Origin of the sequence: Niallia circulans NBRC 13626 (assembly GCF_001591585.1) — a bacterium.
Lineage (GTDB): Bacteria > Bacillota > Bacilli > Bacillales > Cytobacillaceae > Niallia > Niallia circulans.
Map to the genome: position 1 here is coordinate 71,019 of NZ_BCVE01000009.1, position 19,966 is coordinate 90,984.

Annotated in this window: 22 protein-coding genes and 1 riboswitch; all 22 genes read right to left on the bottom strand. The window is 36.4% G+C overall.

The features are described 5' to 3' along the window. Positions 1–70 precede the first annotated feature (70 nt). The 22 genes from BCI01S_RS13060 to BCI01S_RS13165 all read right to left on the bottom strand — a co-directional run bounded on the left by BCI01S_RS13060 (position 71) and on the right by BCI01S_RS13165 (position 19,792). Complete coding sequence (locus BCI01S_RS13060; RefSeq protein ID WP_047942254.1) at positions 71–916, bottom strand: DUF72 domain-containing protein; 846 nt, start codon at positions 914–916, stop codon at positions 71–73. A gap of 258 nt (positions 917–1,174) precedes the next feature. Then, positions 1,175–1,978 (bottom strand): gluconate 5-dehydrogenase, encoded by an 804-nt coding sequence (locus BCI01S_RS13065; protein WP_047942255.1) that lies wholly within the window; start codon positions 1,976–1,978, stop codon positions 1,175–1,177. 14 nt (positions 1,979–1,992) lie between these two features. Beyond that, the gene (gene kduI, locus BCI01S_RS13070; protein ID WP_095320562.1) at positions 1,993–2,823 is read right to left on the bottom strand and encodes a 5-dehydro-4-deoxy-D-glucuronate isomerase; all 831 of its coding nucleotides are present in this window, start codon (positions 2,821–2,823) and stop codon (positions 1,993–1,995) included. 21 nt (positions 2,824–2,844) lie between these two features. Then, positions 2,845–3,849, bottom strand: a complete 1,005-nt coding sequence (locus BCI01S_RS13075) for a sugar kinase (protein WP_047942257.1) — start codon at positions 3,847–3,849, stop codon at positions 2,845–2,847. Positions 3,850–3,851: 2 nt separating this feature from the next. Then, complete coding sequence (locus tag BCI01S_RS13080; RefSeq protein ID WP_047942259.1) at positions 3,852–4,499, bottom strand: bifunctional 4-hydroxy-2-oxoglutarate aldolase/2-dehydro-3-deoxy-phosphogluconate aldolase; 648 nt, start codon at positions 4,497–4,499, stop codon at positions 3,852–3,854. Between the two features lie 122 nt (positions 4,500–4,621). Then, on the bottom strand, positions 4,622–5,380 hold the full coding sequence (locus tag BCI01S_RS13085; RefSeq protein WP_047942260.1) for an IclR family transcriptional regulator: 759 nt from the start codon (positions 5,378–5,380) through the stop codon (positions 4,622–4,624). A 129-nt stretch (positions 5,381–5,509) separates the two neighbouring features. Continuing rightward, positions 5,510–6,307, bottom strand: a complete 798-nt coding sequence (locus tag BCI01S_RS13090) for an HAD family hydrolase (protein WP_047942261.1) — start codon at positions 6,305–6,307, stop codon at positions 5,510–5,512. Between the two features lie 24 nt (positions 6,308–6,331). Continuing rightward, the gene (locus tag BCI01S_RS13095) at positions 6,332–6,892 is read right to left on the bottom strand and encodes a maltose acetyltransferase domain-containing protein (RefSeq protein ID WP_061799197.1); all 561 of its coding nucleotides are present in this window, start codon (positions 6,890–6,892) and stop codon (positions 6,332–6,334) included. A 23-nt stretch (positions 6,893–6,915) separates the two neighbouring features. Then, positions 6,916–7,296 (bottom strand): VOC family protein, encoded by a 381-nt coding sequence (locus BCI01S_RS13100; protein ID WP_047942262.1) that lies wholly within the window; start codon positions 7,294–7,296, stop codon positions 6,916–6,918. A 27-nt stretch (positions 7,297–7,323) separates the two neighbouring features. Continuing rightward, positions 7,324–8,547, bottom strand: a complete 1,224-nt coding sequence (locus BCI01S_RS13105) for an MFS transporter (protein WP_047942263.1) — start codon at positions 8,545–8,547, stop codon at positions 7,324–7,326. Positions 8,548–8,580: 33 nt separating this feature from the next. Next, positions 8,581–9,585: an ROK family transcriptional regulator gene (locus BCI01S_RS13110; protein WP_047942355.1), complete on the bottom strand. Its 1,005-nt coding sequence runs from the start codon at positions 9,583–9,585 to the stop codon at positions 8,581–8,583. A gap of 231 nt (positions 9,586–9,816) precedes the next feature. Further along, complete coding sequence (sufB, locus tag BCI01S_RS13115; protein ID WP_047942264.1) at positions 9,817–11,214, bottom strand: Fe-S cluster assembly protein SufB; 1,398 nt, start codon at positions 11,212–11,214, stop codon at positions 9,817–9,819. 39 nt (positions 11,215–11,253) lie between these two features. After that, complete coding sequence (sufU, locus tag BCI01S_RS13120; RefSeq protein WP_047942265.1) at positions 11,254–11,691, bottom strand: Fe-S cluster assembly sulfur transfer protein SufU; 438 nt, start codon at positions 11,689–11,691, stop codon at positions 11,254–11,256. Beyond that, on the bottom strand, positions 11,681–12,910 hold the full coding sequence (locus BCI01S_RS13125; RefSeq protein ID WP_047942267.1) for a cysteine desulfurase: 1,230 nt from the start codon (positions 12,908–12,910) through the stop codon (positions 11,681–11,683). Before BCI01S_RS13125 ends, sufU begins: the two co-directional genes overlap by 11 nt. Beyond that, positions 12,910–14,217, bottom strand: coding sequence for a Fe-S cluster assembly protein SufD (sufD, locus tag BCI01S_RS13130; RefSeq protein ID WP_047942268.1), 1,308 nt, complete (start codon positions 14,215–14,217; stop codon positions 12,910–12,912). Before sufD ends, BCI01S_RS13125 begins: the two co-directional genes overlap by 1 nt. Before the next feature lie 19 nt (positions 14,218–14,236). Continuing rightward, entirely contained in the window at positions 14,237–15,031 is a 795-nt protein-coding gene (gene sufC / locus BCI01S_RS13135; protein WP_047942270.1) for a Fe-S cluster assembly ATPase SufC, read from the bottom strand. Between the two features lie 490 nt (positions 15,032–15,521). Beyond that, the gene (locus BCI01S_RS13140; protein ID WP_047942271.1) at positions 15,522–16,370 is read right to left on the bottom strand and encodes a MetQ/NlpA family ABC transporter substrate-binding protein; all 849 of its coding nucleotides are present in this window, start codon (positions 16,368–16,370) and stop codon (positions 15,522–15,524) included. A gap of 12 nt (positions 16,371–16,382) precedes the next feature. Next, complete coding sequence (locus BCI01S_RS13145; protein ID WP_047942272.1) at positions 16,383–17,051, bottom strand: methionine ABC transporter permease; 669 nt, start codon at positions 17,049–17,051, stop codon at positions 16,383–16,385. Continuing rightward, the gene (locus tag BCI01S_RS13150; protein WP_047942273.1) at positions 17,048–18,070 is read right to left on the bottom strand and encodes a methionine ABC transporter ATP-binding protein; all 1,023 of its coding nucleotides are present in this window, start codon (positions 18,068–18,070) and stop codon (positions 17,048–17,050) included. Before BCI01S_RS13150 ends, BCI01S_RS13145 begins: the two co-directional genes overlap by 4 nt. A gap of 147 nt (positions 18,071–18,217) precedes the next feature. Continuing rightward, positions 18,218–18,323, bottom strand: a riboswitch (SAM riboswitch). Positions 18,324–18,585: 262 nt separating this feature from the next. After that, entirely contained in the window at positions 18,586–18,924 is a 339-nt protein-coding gene (locus BCI01S_RS13155; RefSeq protein WP_167555732.1) for an alkyl sulfatase C-terminal domain-containing protein, read from the bottom strand. 206 nt (positions 18,925–19,130) lie between these two features. Further along, positions 19,131–19,442: a thioredoxin family protein gene (locus BCI01S_RS13160; protein WP_047942275.1), complete on the bottom strand. Its 312-nt coding sequence runs from the start codon at positions 19,440–19,442 to the stop codon at positions 19,131–19,133. Continuing rightward, entirely contained in the window at positions 19,439–19,792 is a 354-nt protein-coding gene (locus tag BCI01S_RS13165) for a toprim domain-containing protein (RefSeq protein WP_082138325.1), read from the bottom strand. Before BCI01S_RS13165 ends, BCI01S_RS13160 begins: the two co-directional genes overlap by 4 nt. Positions 19,793–19,966: the final 174 nt, after the last annotated feature.

Sequence of the window (19,966 nt, forward strand, 5' to 3'; positions counted from 1 at the left end):
TTGTATTTTCACTTTTTTAGGCAATTATCTATTCTAAAGCAGAGAATGCTCTTCTCCACTCTTCTGATAGTTAGAATAAATCCAATTGTCTTGGAGCTAAATCCGTATATTCTATATTTAATAAATCAATCAGTTCTCGTGCGTTATCAGCCGCATCTCCACCAGAATTATTATTAAAGAGCACATAAATATTTTTACATTGCTTTTCAAGCTGGCGAATATTTTCAGCCCATTCACTTAATTCTGCTGTGTTATACCGATATAAATAGCGAACTTCTCGCCAATTTGGATTATTATTTTGCTGCCAACCATAATAATTTCTTCCGTGAAGCCGAATGAGCACCTTATCTTCGCCAACCGCTTCTAGAACAGTAGGAACAGAAACAGGCATTACTTGAGGCTCATCACAAATACTATGTATCCAATTCTCTTCCTTCATAAACTGAAGGGTATTTGCTCGATATTTGGGATTAAACCATGATTGATGTCTAAATTCAAGTGCACAAGGTATATCTCCCATCCTTTTTCTACACGCTCTTAAGAATTGGACATTTTCCTTTGTGCAATCAAACCAAGGAGGAAATTGGAATAACACCATCGCCAATTTGCCACTTTTTCTATATGGAACTAAGGAATCGATAAATGCAGCAAACATTTCATCATTCGAGGCAAAAGGAATGTCTCCACGATTATGGCCTGTCATCCCTTGGAATGCCTTTACGATAAATTGAAAAGAGTTAGGTGTTTTCTTTACCCAAGACTCCGCATTCCGGACTGGCTGCACCGCATAAAAAGAAGCATCCACTTCCACAGTAGGAAAATACCCGGCATATTCCATTAACTTATTTTGCGATGAAGTATTTTTTCCATATAGACTCGGATGATCTCCCCAGCCTGTTAATCCGATATGAATCAATAAAATCACCTCTATAACATTGTTTTTCTCAAAGCGATACTCACATAGAGAAAAACACTAACTTCATTTCCAAAAATATATCTGTTTTTTTATTTCTTTATATTAAATATCATATCATAATCATCATAAATAACTAAGTTAAAAGAAAAAGAGGTACCAATAAATCAGTCACCCGATTTATTGGTACCTCCAAGATAAATTTAAAAATAAGTACAGATACTTTCAGATATTGAACTAGTAAAAATATCTATGCTTCTCTTAAGGCTGTTTACCAATATAAGCCAGTATTCCGCCATCTACATAGAGAATATGACCATTCACGAAGTTCGATGCTTCAGATGCTAAAAATACGGCTGAACCAGCTAGGTCTTCAGGATTTCCCCAACGTGCTGCAGGCGTTTTTCCAATAATAAACTGATCAAATGGATGACGGGATCCGTCTGCCTGCTTTTCGCGTAATGGGGCAGTTTGTGGTGTAGCGATATAACCTGGTCCGATTCCATTACATTGAATATTGTATTCTCCATATTCAGAAGCAATATTTTTTGTCAGCATCTTTAGCCCGCCTTTAGCAGCAGCATAGGCACTGACTGTTTCCCTGCCAAGTTCACTCATCATGGAACAGATATTGATGATTTTACCGCCGCCATTTTGAATCATATCAGGTATAACTGCTTTAGAAACGATAAATGGTCCATTCAAATCTACATCTACTACTTGGCGGAAATCTTCTGCAGACATTTCTACCATTGGCACACGCTTGATAATCCCAGCATTGTTAACTAATATATCAATCGGACCAACCTCTTCTTTAATCTGCGCAACCGCAGCTTGTACGGCTTGTTCATCTGTAACATCAAATACATAGCCTTTTGCTTCAATTCCTGCTTCTTGATAACTTTGAAGTGCTTGATCGACAGATTCTTGATTTAAGGAATTAAACACGATTTTTGCACCCGCTTCCGATAAAGCGCTTGCAATTTCAAAACCAATTCCATATATTGCACCTGTAACTAAGGCTACTTTTCCATCAATGCGGAATTTATCCATCGTGAATGCCATTGTTTTCTCTCCTTTTATTTCAATTTATTCATTGGAATCATGTCCATATCGGTATACGTGATATTTTCGCCACACATTGCCCAGATAAAGGAATAGTTGCTTGTGCCAACTCCAGAATGAATAGACCAGCTTGGTGAAATAGCAGCTTGCTCACTGCTCATAACTAGATGCTTTGTTTCATCCGGTTTCCCCATCATGTGAAAAATACGGGTATCTTCTTCCATATCAAAGTAAACATATGCTTCCATGCGTCTTTCATGTGTATGAGAAGGCATTGTATTCCATGCACTTCCAGGCTCTAAGATAGTATAGCCCATTTGCAATTGGCAGCTTTCACATACATTTGGATGTATGTATTGATAAATTTTACGTTGATTTAATGTTAGGGCTTCTCCTGTTTCCATTGGTTTGATATGATCAATACTAATTTTTACATTTGGATATTTGTGATGTGCCGGTACGGAGCTAATATAAAATTTAGCTGGATTGTTTGGATTCTCGGAAGAAAAGACAACATGTCGTGTCTCTTTGCCAATATAGTATCCATCTTGTTTTTTCATTTCTTCTTTTTCTCCGTCGATTTCGATATAACCAGGTCCACCGATATTAATAACTCCCAGCTCACGGCGTTCCAAGAAATATTCCACACCCAATTGCTTATCCAATATGATTTCTAAGGATTTATCGGTTGGCGTAATTCCACCAAAAATCATGCGGTCGTTATGCGTATACGTTAAGCTAATTTCCCCTGGCACAAATACTTTTTCTACTAAAAATTCTTTTCTCAATTGTTCTGTAGAGTAATGACGTATATCCTCGGGGCTATGTGTATAACGCGTTTCCATGTTTTGCATTTTTCTACACTCCTATCGATTTATTTTTCCAGAGCCAGCTAGTAAAAAGCTGTTGACTTCTGGTTCGTTAAATTGATTACAATCACCTTGAACTGTATGTTTCAAAGCAGATGCAGCTGTCGCAAAGTCAATCATTTCCTGTGGACTTTTTTGTGCTAGTATTCCATGCAGAACTCCACCGGAAAAGGCATCACCTGCTCCTACTCGATCAACGATTGGATTAATAACATGTTTTTGAGATTCATAGTAGTAATCATCCATCCATAATGTTCCTATTAATTCATTGCTACTAGCAGATACCACCGTTCTTTTTGTGGAATATAGAACAGAGATAGCAGGAAATTTCTTCTGTATTTCTTGATAGTAGTAAACTAATTCATTCTCCTGTTCAGTCGCCTCAGGAATTCCTAACAAATAGAGAGCATCAAGCTTGCCAGCTGAACAGTAATCTACCAAAGGCAATATTTCAGAAATTGTCTCACCTGCTTCTTTTTGAGACCATAATTTTCCTCGATAGTTAATATCAAAACTGATTTTACAGCCAGACTCTTTTGCTGCTTCTATTAATGAGATTGTTGTTTTTTTCCAACTTGAAGATAACGCTGGTGTAATTCCTGAAATATGAAAGATATCTACGTTATTAAACAGTTCTTCCTTTTTCCATTCACTCTCTGTCATTTCGGCGAAACTCGAACCAGCACGGTCATAAATGACATTGGCTGCTCGTTCACCAATTCCAGCCTCTACATAATAAGTGCCTAACCTGGATCCTCCTTTTAAAAGAAAGTCAGTATGAACGCCATAACAACTTAAATGCTTTACTACACCTTCTCCTAAGCCATTGTCTGGAATTTTACTAGCAAAGTAAACATCGTGACCAAAATTGGCTAGTGAAATAGCGACATTGGCTTCACCCCCGCCATAATGTGCACGAAAATTATCAGCATGGGCAATTCGTACACCAGAATCAGTGGATAGACGAAGCATGATTTCACCTAACGTAACTACCTTCCCCATATTTATGCTCCTTTAATTTGATGAAATTTATCCATATATTGACTAGCAATCTCTGTAACTTTAGCAAAATCCCCTTTTGCCACAGGTGCTAATAGGTTTCCTCCTACGCCAACTGCTACTACTCCTGCTTTAAACCAGTCTTCCATATTTTCCAGGCTAACTCCGCCTGTCGGCATAATATTAACTTGAGGCATTGGAGCTTTAAAAGCGGATACAATACTTGGTCCATAGGCACTGCCTGGGAATAATTTGATAATATCTACTCCTGCCTTTAATGCATCTTTCATTTCTGTAATCGTTAAGCATCCCGGAAGATAGGGAGTTTGATAAAGATTACATAGTTCTGCAGTTTCTCTATCAAAGTTTGGGCTGACAATATATTCTGCTCCAGCCATGATAGCTAAACGAGCAGTTACTACATCTAACACAGTACCTGCACCTATAACAATGTCAGAATCATTCTTATACAACTCTACTAATTCACTAATGGCTTTATCTGCATTAGGAACAGTAAAAGTTAATTCAATTCCCTTCATGCCACCTTGAACTACTGCATTACTTGCCTTCACAGCCTCTTCCTTGCTGTTCCCTCGGACTACTGCGATTATTCCAGCACTCTTTAAGCGTCGTAATGTTTCAACTCGTTTCATCTCCACCACTCTTTTCCTATTTAGAAATACAATTTTACTATTAAGAAACTCACCTTGATTATACATACTTTTTTGAAAAATGTAAACGCTAATCATTAAATAAAAAAAATCGCCGAAACGATTTAACGAGCCACAACTTGCATTATCTCATTTTTCGTTTCGACGACAGCCTTTATTATTTGTTTTTTAAATTCTTCTGTGAGCCTATATTTCGGCATACTTACACTAAATGCTCCAATGATTTTTCCATCTTTTTTTAAAGACGCTCCAATACAGAAAATATCTTTCTCCATTTCTTCGTCATCAAAAGCAATACCAGTCTCTCTCACTTTCTGCAATTCTGATGCAAGCTTTAAAGAGTTGGTTATCGTATGCTCTGTATATGGAACTAAAGGAGTTGTTTTTAGATAATTTAAATACTCTTCTTCTTCCAATTCTGCAAGAACTGCCTTTCCCATTGCTGAGCTGTACAAGGGCCTTGTTATCCCAATCCTTGATGACATTCTTATTGTCTGATGTTTAGCCTCTAGCTTGTTTACATATAAAATTTCATTATCTGCAAGTACGCCTAAATGAATGGTTTCATCAATTAACTTTTGCAGTTTTTCTAAATAAGGCAATGTCAGCTCTACTAAGTCCAGCTGATCCACACCTTGATTGGCATATCGAATAAGTTTAGATCCTAATCGATAATTTTTATTTTTATCTCTGCTCACAAAGCCAATTAACAATAAAGTGTCCAATATTTTCAAAGTAGTTGAAGTTGTCATCTCTGTGTTTTGAGCAATTTTCTGCAATGCTTGATTAGGATTGTCTGAAAGGTAATCCATAATTTTTGCTGCTCTTAATAGAACCGTACCATAAGGTTTTGTTTTCTCCATTATACACCCTCTTTTCCAATAAAGAAATTATATACGAAAAGAGGAGAAATGAAAAGCTTTCTCTTCCTAAAATCACATTTGGGATTCACTTCTTACATTATTTTCAAATAGATAGATTCTATCTTCCATCTATGAAAGAGATAACAGTTGAATGATTGTTCTCATTACACCATCTTCTTCATTTGAACGAGTGATGAAATTTGCTGTCTCTTTTAATTCCTTTACGGCATTACGAACAGCAAAACTATATGTACTGCGACTCATAAGTTCTATGTCATTATAGCCATCACCAAATGCCATTGTTTCTTCAGGGGTAACATTTAGTACTTGTTGTAAATGCTCAACTGTTGTCCCTTTATGTACATTTACATTGGCTATATCAATCCAAGCTGCCTCAGATGCTACAATATAAGCGGATTCGAAAAAGGATGATAATCTTTCTTTTGTCTCAAAACATTTAAGCTCTGAATCGTGAATTGTTATTTTCACAAAATCTTCCGTTATTTCATTAAAATCTGACACCATTTTCACCTGTGCATAAGACTTTCTTACAATAGCAGTTTCTTCCGGGATAACGTTATCCTTAATAACTGCACCGCTTCTCGTACAAGCAATAATAGTATGATTTAGACTGATTTCCTCTAGCAAACGAATAATCGCTAGACCCAATTCATTACTTAACAGCGATTCATAAACAAATTTGCCATTATGCTTAATGCGGGTGGCGCTATCCCCTAGAATCCACATATCTTTCGCATCTTCACCAAATAATTCTTCAACCCGTTCACATTGTTTACCAGTAACAGGAGCAAAAGCTACGCCTTTTTCTTTCATTAAATTCTTTACTTCTTTGAACAATTCCCGGTCAAAATCACCATTATTATTTAAAAATGTTCCATCCATGTCTGTCAGCACTAATTTAATCATTCGCTTTCCCCCAACTCTGCTATTCTACTCAACTATTTTTTTTAGAATTCTTGCCGGATTTCCACCAATAACAACATTATCTGGTACATCCTTTGTCACAACTGCACCAGATGCAACCACCACATTATTCCCAATACTTATTCCGGGATTGATAACTGCTCTTCCTCCCACCCAGACATTATTTCCGATATTCACCGGCTTTCCGTACTCAATTCCTGCTATTCTCTCTTGAGCATTTACAGGATGTGTCGCTGTATAAATATGTACTCCTGGGGCGATGAAGCAATTATCCCCAATTCTAATCTCACAAACATCCAAAAACACACAATCAAAATTAGCAAAGAAGTTTTCCCCTACATGGATGTTATATCCATAGTCACAACGAAAGGTTGGTTCTATGAATATATTAGTTCCTGTGGAACCAAATAATTGTTTTAATAGGACGGACCGAATATTGTCTTCTGTTTCAATGGATTCATTAAATATTCTTGTTAGCTTTCGCGCATTACTTCTATCCTTTATTAATTCTGGATCTGCTGGATTATAGAAGTCTCCATTTACCATTTTTTCTTTTTCTGTTTTCACTTTTTCATTCCTTTCTATCCACATTAAACCGTCAACTCTAAAAGGTTTCCTTCCGGATCTTCTATCACACTTTCATAATAGCCGTCCCCTGTTAGACGAGGCCCATTAACTAACAAATAACCATCCTTTTGCAATCGTTCCGTCAGTTGATTAACTGCTTCTTCACTTCCTAATGAAATAGCAATATGCGCCCAGCCAACTCTATCATTTGAATCATCCTTATCGATCCCAGCTTTCCGCATAAGTTCTAAGCGAGCTCCTTCCTTGAACGATATAAAATAGGATTCAAATTTCTTTTCTCTATTTTGATATTTCGAATTTGCTCTCCCACCAAAATAGGTTGTATAAAATGTCTTCATTCCTTCTAAATCTTTCACCCATATTGCAACATGTTCTATTTTCATGTTCCTGTCACTCCTTCTTTAATTAGCTTAAATTACACGCGCTGTATCCCTTTTTATCTCTTTTTTATGCAATACTCCATTTAACCTTTCCGATCCCCATAGCATAATGGCAATAAATCCTGCAATAACAAAAGGGAAAATTCCTATTGTTGATTTGGCTGCAGCATATCCGAGAATGGGAGGAAGAAAGGTACTGCCTGTATAGGCAATAGCCATTTGATAACCCATTATGGTTTGGGAATGCTTCTTTCCAAAACGTAGTGGTGTTTCATGCAGCATACACGGAAATATCGGCGCTAAACCTAAACCGATCATAATAAAGCCTGCCAGTGAAAAAAGAACAGGGAATGGCAAAAATAATAGAACTGCACCAACTAACGCAATTATTTGTCCCCATCTTATTAACCTTTTATTACTCATTTTTAATGTAATAAAGCCTGTGATAAATCTTCCAATGGTGATTCCTGCATAAAATAAGGAAACCCATTTGGCTGCTACATCTATCGATAAATTTTTAACATTTACGAGAAAACTGCTTCCCCAAAGCCCAACTGCCGCTTCCGCCCCGCAGTAAAATAAAAATGCAAGTAAAGCTAGCTTAACCCCTCTTATTTGCCAAGGCTTTTGATTTTCCAAATATGTTTCATCCAATGTACTAGTTGAATCATCTCTTTTATACTCGTTCTCCTGCTTAGGGATCTTTTCTATCTTTTTCCATAAGGGAAGTGTGAAAAGCAAAATGACAACTAAAATAAATTGAATACATGCGATGGCAAAATAACCACTTCGCCAAGAATTATCTCTGGATATAAACTGTGCTACAATAATCGGGCCAAGCGTAGCTCCAACTCCCCAAAAACAGTGAAGCCAGCTCATATGGTGCGCTTTGTAATGACTTGCCACATAGTTATTTAAACCCGTATCTACAGCACCTGCACCTAATCCAAGCAGGATTGCAAAGATAAACAGCCATATAATGGATGGGGCGAAATGAAACCCTAATAGAGCTCCCGCTGTCATAAAGCAGCTTACAAATGTAACCATTCCAGTTCCGAATTTTTTCAGCACTATACCGCTAATAAAGCTGGAAATAATCGTCCCCGCTGCAATTGTCATAAAAAGTACTCCTGCAGTTTCAAGGGGTGCCTTAAATTCCACTTGCATTAAAGACCATGACACTCCCAATAAAGAATCAGGCAAACCTAAACTGATAAAAGCCAAATAGATGATTACTAAAAAGAATGTCGCCAATAGTTAACCCCCACTCTGTAAGCTTTCTGCAAACTATTCATTTGTTTTACTACTTATTCCTGTAATGATTAAATCGAGTCCAAGTCTTTGTAACCCATATAAATAATCTTGCTTCCAGTCACTCATTCTAAATTCAGGAAGATGCTCTGCCGGAATATAGGTGGAGCTTTGTTGTTTGATTTGGTTGATTGTGGTTTGAGTGACTTCATCATCACAGAAAATAACCACATGCGGGTTAATAATTGCCACAAAGGAAGCAATTAATCTACTTATGGCATCTACTTCATCTTCCTTTGAAAAGAACACTTTTCCATTTGTAAAGGTCTGTCCAAAGTTTCGGTTATTATATTGCGGAACAAAAGATACTTCCCCTGCGAAATTAGTACTCCCTCGTACAATCTTTCCATTTACGATAATTCCAGCTCCTGGACCATTTTGGCCAGAATAGAGATAAACAAGTGATTTATCGTTCTTTTTCTCCTGCTGATCTTGATAACCTAATACTGCTGCATTCATATCATTTTCAATGACCACTGGAATCGAAAAATAATTTTCTAAGTATCCCTTTAAATCAAAATCGTGAAGATATTCATAATCAGGACTGTAGATGATTCGACCATTATCAACCGAACCAGGCACCCCAATAGAGATAGAGCTAATCTTCGGATATTGTGTTTGTAGCGCTTCCACGTACTCGATCAGTAATTTAACATTGTCATCCCTTAATGCACTGGAAATTTTGCCAGTCTCCTTTTCTTCCCCTAGGCAGTTAAACACAATATAATTGGTTTCAGTCTTTTCTAAAAAAATAGCTAGCCCCAACATATATTCAGGATTATATGTATACCGCTTCGCTCGTCTGCCGCCACTTGAATCATCTAAACCTGCTGATTGTAATTCTCCATTCTCTTCCATCTGCGCCGTAAATTTGCTAATAGTTGGGAAACTAATTCCTAATTTATCACTCAACTCCACCTTCGTAGCACTTCCATTTGCTAAAAGAAGTTGACGAATATTTTGCTGGATAATATTTTTCATAGATTTTGGCGTCGCATCCACTTTATTTCCCTCCTTTCCATCCAACTTATTAAAGATATTTAATAAGTGAGCAAAATAAAACTTATTAAACTTCTTTAATAAGTACTTGAGGCTAATATAACACACTAATTTTGGGAATGCAATATAGTTCATATGCAGCTAAAAATATTTTCTTCCTGACAAAAACAAAAGAAGACGAACCTCAATAGTTCATCTTCTTTACTGGATATATTAACCGATAGAGCCTTCCATCTCGAACTTGATCAGACGGTTCATCTCTACTGCATATTCCATTGGTAATTCTTTTGTAAATGGCTCGATAAAGCCCATTACGATCATTTCTGTTGCCTCTTCTTCCGAAATACCTCTACTCATTAAGTAGAATAATTGTTCTTCTGATACTTTTGAAACTTTTGCTTCGTGCTCTAATGAAATATTATCATTTAAAATTTCATTGTATGGAATTGTATCAGATGTAGACTTGTTATCCATAATTAACGTATCGCATTCGATATTAGAACGAGCACCGTCTGCTTTACGTCCAAAGTGAACGATACCGCGGTATGTTACTTTTCCGCCTTGTTTCGAAATAGACTTAGAAACAATTGTAGAAGATGTATTTGGAGCTAAGTGAAGCATTTTTGCTCCAGCATCTTGGTGTTGTCCTTTACCAGCAAGAGCGATAGATAAAGTCATTCCTCTTGCTCCCTCACCTCTTAAGATGACAGCAGGGTATTTCATCGTTAATTTAGAACCAATATTTCCATCGATCCATTCCATTGTAGCATTAGCATCACAAACTGCACGCTTTGTTACAAGATTGTATACATTGTTTGCCCAGTTTTGAATCGTTGTATAACGGCAATATGCGTCTTTTTTAATAATGATTTCAACAACGGCACTGTGAAGAGAGTTCGTTGTATAAACTGGTGCTGTACAGCCTTCTACATAATGTACACTTGCACCCTCATCCACGATGATTAATGTTCTTTCAAATTGACCCATATTTTCGGAGTTAATACGGAAATACGCTTGTAATGGCGTGTCTACTTTAATTCCTTTTGGAACATAAATGAAAGATCCACCAGACCATACAGCTGAGTTTAAAGCAGCAAACTTATTATCCGTAGGTGGAATAACAGTTGCCCAATGCTCACGGAAAATATCTTCATTTTCTCTTAATGCAGAGTCTGTATCTTTGAAAACAATTCCCATTTTCTCAAGATCTTCCTGCATATTATGATAAACAACCTCAGATTCATACTGAGCAGATACACCTGCTAAGTATTTTTGCTCAGCTTCTGGAATACCAAGCTTATCAAATGTTTGTTTGATTTCATCTGGAACTTCATCCCAAGATCTTTCTGTTTTCTCTGATGGCTTTACATAATACGTAATTTCATCAAAGTTTAAAGCAGAGAGATCGCCGCCCCATTGTGGCATTGGCATGTTGTAAAAATGCTCTAATGCTTTCAAACGAAAGTCTAGCATCCATTGTGGTTCAGCCTTCATTTTTGAAATTTCTTCAACGATTTCTTTCGTTAATCCACGTTTAGAACGAAAGATAGAAACGTCTTTATCTGAAAATCCATATTTATAATCCCCAATATCGGGCATCTTTTTTGCCATTTCATTTTCCTCCATTCTACATGCAACCTTGGTAGTAAATTATGAATCTAATCCTTCATTTACGCCTTTTTCCATAGCCTTCCAAGCTAATGTTGCACATTTAATTCTTGCTGGGAATTTACTAACACCTTGAAGTGCCTCAATATCCCCCAGGTCCATATCATCTGCGTAGTCTTTACCTTGAATCATTTCAGAGAATGACTCAGACATTTTTAACGCTTGTTCGACTGTTTTCCCTTTAATTGCTTGTGTCATCATGGATGCAGAAGACATGCTTATGGAACATCCTTCTCCATCGAATTTTGTGTCAGCGACAATCCCATCTTCAATTTTCATTGTAAGAAGGATACGGTCCCCGCAAGTAGGGTTATTCATATTGACAGTCAAACTGCCTTCAAGAACTCCTTTATTCCGGGGATTTTTATAATGATCCATAATTACACTTCTATAAAGTGAATCTAAATTATTAAAAGACATCGCTAAAATACTCCTTTGTCTTGCCAATCCCTTCCACAAGCTTATCAACATCTTCTTCTGAATTATAAAGATAAAAGCTTGCTCGAGCGGTTGCAGAAACATTTAGCCATTTCATTAATGGTTGTGCACAGTGATGTCCTGCACGTACTGCAATTCCTTCAGCATCTAATACTGTTGCAACATCATGTGGATGAACATCTTCTATATTAAAGGTGATCACGCCAGCACGGTTATTTGCGTTGTGCGGTCCATAAATAGTTAAACCATTAATAGATGACAATTTCTCCATTGCATATGCTGCTAATTTATGCTCATGTTCGGTTATATTCTCTAAGCCAATTTCTTCGAGAAAATCAATGGCTGCTCCTAAACCGATGGCCCCTGCAATAATTGGCGTTCCAGCTTCAAACTTCCACGGAAGTTCTTTCCAAGTCGACTCATATAATCCGACGAAATCAATCATTTCTCCACCAAATTCAATTGGCTCCATATTTTCTAAAAGATGTTTCTTTCCATAAAGTACCCCAATTCCTGTTGGACCACACATTTTATGTCCAGAGAATCCAAGGAAATCACAATCCAAATCTTGCACATCGATTTTTACATGTGGAGCTCCTTGTGCAGCATCTACAACGAGTACAGCTCCATTTTTATGAGCAATAGCCGCTATTTCCTTTATTGGATTGATAACCCCCAGAACATTTGAAACATAGGTAATGGAAACTACTTTTGTTGCTGGCGTGATTGTATTTTCAACATCGGCAAGTGCAATTGTTCCATCTGCTTGCAGCGGCAAATATTTAAGTGTTGCTCCTGTTTTTTTGGCAACTTGCTGCCAAGGAATAATATTACTATGATGCTCCATCGGGGTAATGACTATTTCATCCCCCTCTTTTACATTTTCCATCGCATAGCTTTGTGCAACTGTATTCAGCGCAGTTGTCGTACCACGAGTAAAGATAATTTCCTCGATGGAAGAAGCAGAGATAAACTTTCTTACCTTTTCCCTTGCTCCTTCATAAGCATCTGTCGCTCTAGTGCCTAAGGTATGAACGCCACGATGAACATTGGAATTATATTCTCGATAGTAGTTCTCGATTGTTTCAATTACCTGGACTGGCTTTTGAGAGGTAGCTGCACTATCAAGATAAACCAATGGATGTCCGTTGACTTCTTGGTTTAAAATTGGGAAGTAAGAACGAATATGTTTGCTATCCATTATCTTACTTTCCTTTCAATTACCTCAACTAATTGCTTTTTCACACCTTCAATTGGCAATTGTTCTACTACAGGAGCTAAGAAACCATGAATAACTAATCTTTCTGCTTCATGTTGTGGAATACCACGGCTCATTAAGTAATACAATTGTAAAGGATCTACTCTACCAACAGATGCTGCATGTCCTGCCGTTACATCGTCTTCATCAATTAATAGAATTGGATTCGCATCGCCTCTAGCCTTTTCGCTTAACATTAGAACACGAGATTCTTGCTCAGCGTTTGCTTTTGTTGCACCATGTTCAATCTTACCAATTCCGTTAAAGATGGAAGAAGCTTTATCTTTCATTACACCATGCTTTAAGATATAGCCTTCAGAGCTCTTACCGTAATGAACTACTTTTGTAGTGAAGTTTTGTTTTTGATCGCCGCGTCCAACTACTACAGACTTCGTATCGCCATATGAGCCATCCCCCATCAAATATGTTGTATTATCAGAAATCGTATTACCGTCATTCATGAAGCCTAATGCCCATTCTATTTTAGCATCACGACCTGCAACACCACGGCGATTTACATACGTAGTAACCCCATGCGCTAGATTATCAACAGCACCATATTGAACTTTTGCATTTGCATTGGCTATTACTTCTGTCACAATATTGAATACTGCTTCTTCAGGATCCACAGTAGAAACATAGTTTTCTACATAAACAACAGAGCTATTATCTTCAGCCACTACAATAACATGGTTAAAAAGGTTCGCTTCCTTGTCATCATGTAAGAAAATGGATTGAATTGGTTCTTCTACTACTACGTTTTTAGGAACATATAAGAATACTCCACCATTTAAAAGGGCTGCATGTAAAGCCGTTAATTTATGCTCATCTATCTTTACAGCATCTTTCATAAAGTATTTTTGCAGTAAGTCAGTGTATTCTCTTGCGGCTGTGAAAATATCAGTGAAAACTACGCCGCTTTCTTTTAATTCATTAGAAACAGCTAAAAAAGTTGGACGGTTATTTCTTTGGATATAAAGTGTTTTATTTTTTTCTAAATCGATAAGTGCTTTTACTTGTTCTGGTAAATCACTTACATCTGAAAAATCTTCACTGCTTACAATATGCTTTTCAAATTGGGTAAAGTTCCAGTTTTTAATATTTGTTTTGTCCGGTCTTGGCATCGGAAGAGCCTCTGCTTGTTGTAAAGCATTTACACGCAGCTCTGTCAGCCAAGAAGGTTCATTCATATCTTTCGAAAAAGAGGAAAGATACTCTTGGTCAAATGGTAATTTAATATCCGTTGTCATTGGTCAATCCTCCTAACAATTACGCTTCTTGTTCAACAGTTTCGTCTTCAATACCAAGCTCTTTTTTAATCCAGTCATATCCTTCTGCTTCTAAGCGTTGAGCAAGCTCAGGTCCACCAGATTTAACAATACGACCTTGCATCATTACATGAACGTAGTCAGGAGTGATGTAGTTTAATAAACGTTGGTAGTGAGTGATAATTAAGCAGCCGAACTCTTCTTTACGCTCTTCACGCATTTTGTTAATTCCTTTTGAAACAACTTTCAATGCATCGATATCCAAACCAGAATCGATTTCATCTAAGATCGCAATTTTTGGATTCAACATCATTAATTGAAGAATTTCATTACGTTTCTTCTCCCCGCCAGAGAAGCCTTCATTTAGGTAACGTTGTGCCATATCTGGATCCATTTCTAGGTACTCCATGTTATCATCCATTTTACGGATAAATTTCATTAAGGAAATTTCATTCCCTTCACCTAAACGGCTGTTTAAAGCAGAACGTAAGAAGTCAGCATTTGTTACACCACTAATTTCACTTGGGTATTGCATAGCTAAAAATAGACCTGCACGCGCGCGCTCATCTACTTCCATTTCTAATACATCTTCGTCATCAAGACTTACATCACCGCTTGTTACTTCATACTTTGGGTGACCCATGATTGCAGAAGATAATGTTGATTTACCCGTTCCGTTTGGCCCCATGATTGCGTGAATTTCTCCACCCTTTATTTCTAAGTTAAGACCTTTAATAATTTCTTTTTCTTCGATTGAAACATGTAAATCATTAATGACTAATTTAGGTTGACTCATATTATATACCTCCATAGTAAAAAGAAGTTTTGTTCACAAAATTGTCGAAACTTCATTATCAATTTATTATCATTCTAATCTTATAACAAATAAAATCTGATAGCAACCTATTGCTTCCCGTTCAATAAGGAAAATTCGCATGAAACAAATAAATACGCTTGATTCCTTATAATTTCGCATGAGTTTGCTTTCTTTAAAATAATTTCTCTCCTTATTACGGTCCCGAACAATTCACTGGCATAAACGATAACGATAGACTCAAAAATATATTCACTTGATAGTTTCGTTTTAGTATTTATACACGAAATAAATTTAGCCCTAGTACTTATTGGAAGACGATTCCGCTAAATATTATTTGATCATACAAAAATAAAAAATGTTCCTATAAAGACTTCTACACATGCTATATCCATTATTAATAGAATCAACTTAATTCTCAATTGGATATATACTATATGTTTAATCTTTTATAGGAACATCTTCTTACTTATTATTCACTAACTGGTACAACTGCACCTTTATACTCTTTATTAATGAAATCTTGAATTTCTTTAGAATGCAGTACTTCTACTAAAGTTTTAATATCTTCACGATTTTCGTCTCCTTTACGAACAGTAATGATATTCGCATATGGAGATTCGCTTCCTTCGATTTCAATAGAATCTTTCACAGGGTTTAAGCCAGCATCTAATGCATAGTTGGCATTAATAACAACTGCATCCCCTTCATTATTATTAAAAATTTGTGGAAGTAACGCTGGCTCATAATCTGCTTTTAATTTAACATTTTTCGGATTTTCCGCAATATCTTCAATCTTTGCATTTACTTTATCAATTCCATCTTTAAGCTTAATTAATCCACCTTTTTCTAAAAGAGACAGTACACGGCCATGTTCAGCAACAGAGTTACTAAAAATAATGGTTGCTCCATCTGGAAGCTCATCTAAACTCTTATATTTCTTAGAGAATACAGCCATTGGCTCAATATGAATTCCACCAGCATTTACAAAATCATAACCATTTTCTTTAATTTGTTGGTTTAAGTATGGAATATGTTGAAAATAGTTTGCATCAATTTCTTTTGATTCTAAAGCTTTATTTGGCAATACATAATCTTGGAAAGGAACGATCTCTAAATTAATTCCTTTTTCCTTCAAAATTGGTTTTGCTTTTTCCAAAATTTCAGCATGTGGTACATTGGAAGCACCTACTACTAATTTAGTTGATTCTTTGTCACTGTTAGAAGCGCCGTTTTCCTTGCTATCATCATTAGAGCTGCCGCATGCCGCAAGCACAAATACAAATGTTAATGCAATCAGTAAAGACCATAATTTTTTCATGTGTTTTTCTCCTTATCTTTTGTCTATTTTTTTTGTTATAAAATCACCAATAAATTGGATGATAAAAACAATGATTAAAATAATAACAGTTGAAACAAGTGTCACATCACCATTACCTCGTTGAAATCCTTGTAAATAGGCTAAATTCCCAAGACCGCCGGCACCAATTATTCCAGCCATTGCGGTCGATCCTACTAATGCAATTGTAGTAACCGTAATTCCTGAAACAAGTGCTGGCATAGATTCTGGCAAAAGAACTTTAAAGATAATAGTAGTTGGTTTTGCTCCCATTGACTTTGCCGCTTCAATAACACCTTTATCCACCTCTCGAAGGCCAATTTCCACAAGTCTTGCATAAAATGGAGCAGCGCCAATGATTAAAGAAGGCAGCGCCGCTTTCGGTCCAATCATTGTCCCGATTAGTAAAGTTGTTAATGGGATTAATAGAACTAATAAAATAATAAAAGGAATGGAACGGAAAATATTCACGACTGCACTGATGATTCTATTAAAAAATACATTATTCCACATATTCCCTTTATCGGTTAAAAACAGCGTAATCCCAAGAATAATTCCAAGTATAAAGGTAAAAATAATCGAGAATCCAGTCATAAATAGGGTCTCTTTCGTGGCATTCCACATTATTTCCCAATCTACATTTGGCAATAATCTTTCCATCATCCTTCAATCACCTCCACACTAATTTCTTGTGCATGAAGATATTGAATAGCTTTTTCTATTTCTTGTTTCTCTCCATCTAAATGAATATATAATGTTCCATAGGATCCATGCTGTGTCGGGGAAATTTTCCCTTGAATGATATTCACAGAAACAGCAAAAGTTCGAATGAGATTGGTGATTACAGGCTGTTCAGCACTTTCGCCGACAAATCCCAGCATGACAATACTGCCTGTTTTATATTGCGCTATTAAGTGTTCAATCGTATCCTTCGCCTCTTCTGGTTCAATTACTTGTTGAACAAAACGTTTCGTAATTTCTTTCTTTGGCTGCTTAAATACATCAATCACTGGTCCTGTTTCTACTACCTTCCCGTCTTCCATCACTGCCACTCGATGACAAATCTTGCGAATAACGTGCATTTCATGGGTAATCAACACAATAGTAAGACCAAGACGTTTATTAATGTCCACTAATAAATCTAAGATGGCATCTGTTGTTTGTGGATCCAATGCTGAGGTTGCTTCATCACAGAGAAGTACTTTCGGATCACTAGCAAGTGCTCTTGCAATCCCAACCCGCTGTTTCTGCCCACCACTTAATTGAGAAGGATAAGCATCTTCTCGTCCTTCTAATCCAACCAGTTTGATGAGTTCTAATACCTTCTTGTCTCTTGCTGATTTTTTTACTCCCGCTATTTCTAAAGGAAAAGCAATATTTTCTTTTACGGTTCTTGACCATAGCAGATTAAAATGTTGAAATATCATACTGATTTCTTGTCTCGCCTTACGAAGTTTGCTTCCTTTTATTTTAGAAACTTCGTGACCTGCAACCGACACACTTCCAGCAGTAGGAATCTCCAATCCGTTCAGCATTCTGATTAATGTACTTTTACCTGCACCACTATATCCGATTATTCCAAATATCTCTCCTGAATCGATGGTTAAATCCACGTGATCAACCGCAGTGACCTTCCCACTTCTAGAGGAGTATACTTTTTTTACTGAGTTTACATTAATCAATGTATTCACCTACTTCTTATTTAAAATCACTCTATCGATCACTATATTTAAATAGTTTTTAACAAAGCATATCATATCATTCCAGATAACAAAAAAACCTTTCTGCAAGAAGAGCAGAAAGGTTTTTATTATGATTAATATCCCTTTCTCTCATCTATCAAAGCATGACGCTTTGTGTGAATTGGCACCGTTTCAGTATACTGACGGTTGCCGGGTTTCATAGGGCACATCCCTCCACCTCTCTTGATAAGAGTTTCGTTATTTATATGAAATGTAAAAATCGTTAATATGATAGATGTAATTTACCATTTCCCGAAATGACTGTCAACACCTTTTTTAACATAATTTCTTTTCTGAATTTTCAATTAAAATAAGTTAGATTTTCTGACATAATTAATTCAATGAGAAAGCTTGGATTTAAAACCAATATGGGGAAAAATTCTTTCAAAAAAAATAACCCGAAATACCTTCACTTTTTGTTAGCAAAGGCGGATTCCAGGTAAACATCAAAACTATTATCCAGTGTGGGGAACTGAACGTGAACGGCTTAAGAAAAACAAAGATTCAAGTAAGAGGATTTTCCTTAAGGAGCCTTCTAATTGAATAGATCCATTCTTTTTTGCTTTTCTAAGAAGAAACTCGCCTTCCATAACGAGGCTAATACTAGTCATATCCCCCGTTAACCATATATCTGGATTATCATCATCCTTCATCCTTCTCCATGAAAAGCGATTGTTCTTAAGCTCCATATAATAGGATTCATTTTGACATGTTAACACTAAGGAAAGCGAAGCGTTTCGTAATAATGGTTTTAACGATTCTTTCCGATTCAGCTTTTCTACAAAATATTTCATCCAATCCTGCAAAAGCATCTCCTACTTTCTGCCGAACAATCTTATATTACTTATTCTTGCAGCAGCAGAAAAAAACCTTTTTTAAAAGTAATCTTTATAAAAAAGGCGATTGATGCTTTTAACCATGCTAGCTTTTTAAGGGCAACATCCGTTTAATGGAATTGGCACTCTAATATAACCCTTTCATGAAAATGTCCATGTCCTGCTTATTTTATATAGTTATGGATAACTTCTACTAAATGAGGGACTGATTCAAAGCGATATACTTTTTCTTTTAACTCCCCCTTTTCCATAATAACTAGACAGGGAACACTTTCTACCTCATATTTTGCTGCTAAACCGGGGGCATAATTTAAATCCATTTTTCCTAAATTCAACTCTGGCTTCATTGTATGCAATACTGTCAACATTTTTGACGCAACCATACACGTACCGCAAAGAGGAGTATACAAGTAAAGAAAGGCAGCATCTGTATCCTTTACTTGTTTCTCCCATTGATCGAGGTTCCAATCTATCATAATCCATTCATCCTTGTATCTAAATATTTTGCTTCAATCTCAATATCAGCTTGTAATAATAGGGTTGCTAAGTGACATTCAGGAGAGGCAGCAACTTCTTTATATTTGCGATCTATATAAAGGAATTCTGCTTCAGGAAGTTCTCGTTTAAACTGTTTTCTTATCTTATCTCCTGACTTATCTGCATCCACTAAGATATACACATCTTTATCCATTAGCTCGTCTAGTAATTCATCCAGCTTTGAAACTCCAATTGTTCCATTCGTACAAATAATATCGACTGGTTCACGCACAATCTTCTCTACTTTTTGTTTGTCTGATTTGCCTTCAACAATGATTACTTTTTTCATATTGATCACCTAAAGGAGTTATTTCATTTACTTTAACATATTCAAACAGGAAGAGAAAGAAGTAGGTTTTCTGGTATATATCGGTGATAGGAAAGACATATCGCCCCTTTATATTCTCCTAAAAATTAAAAAAACCAAACAAGTATACGAAAATTTTTATTAGCATCTCCGTAT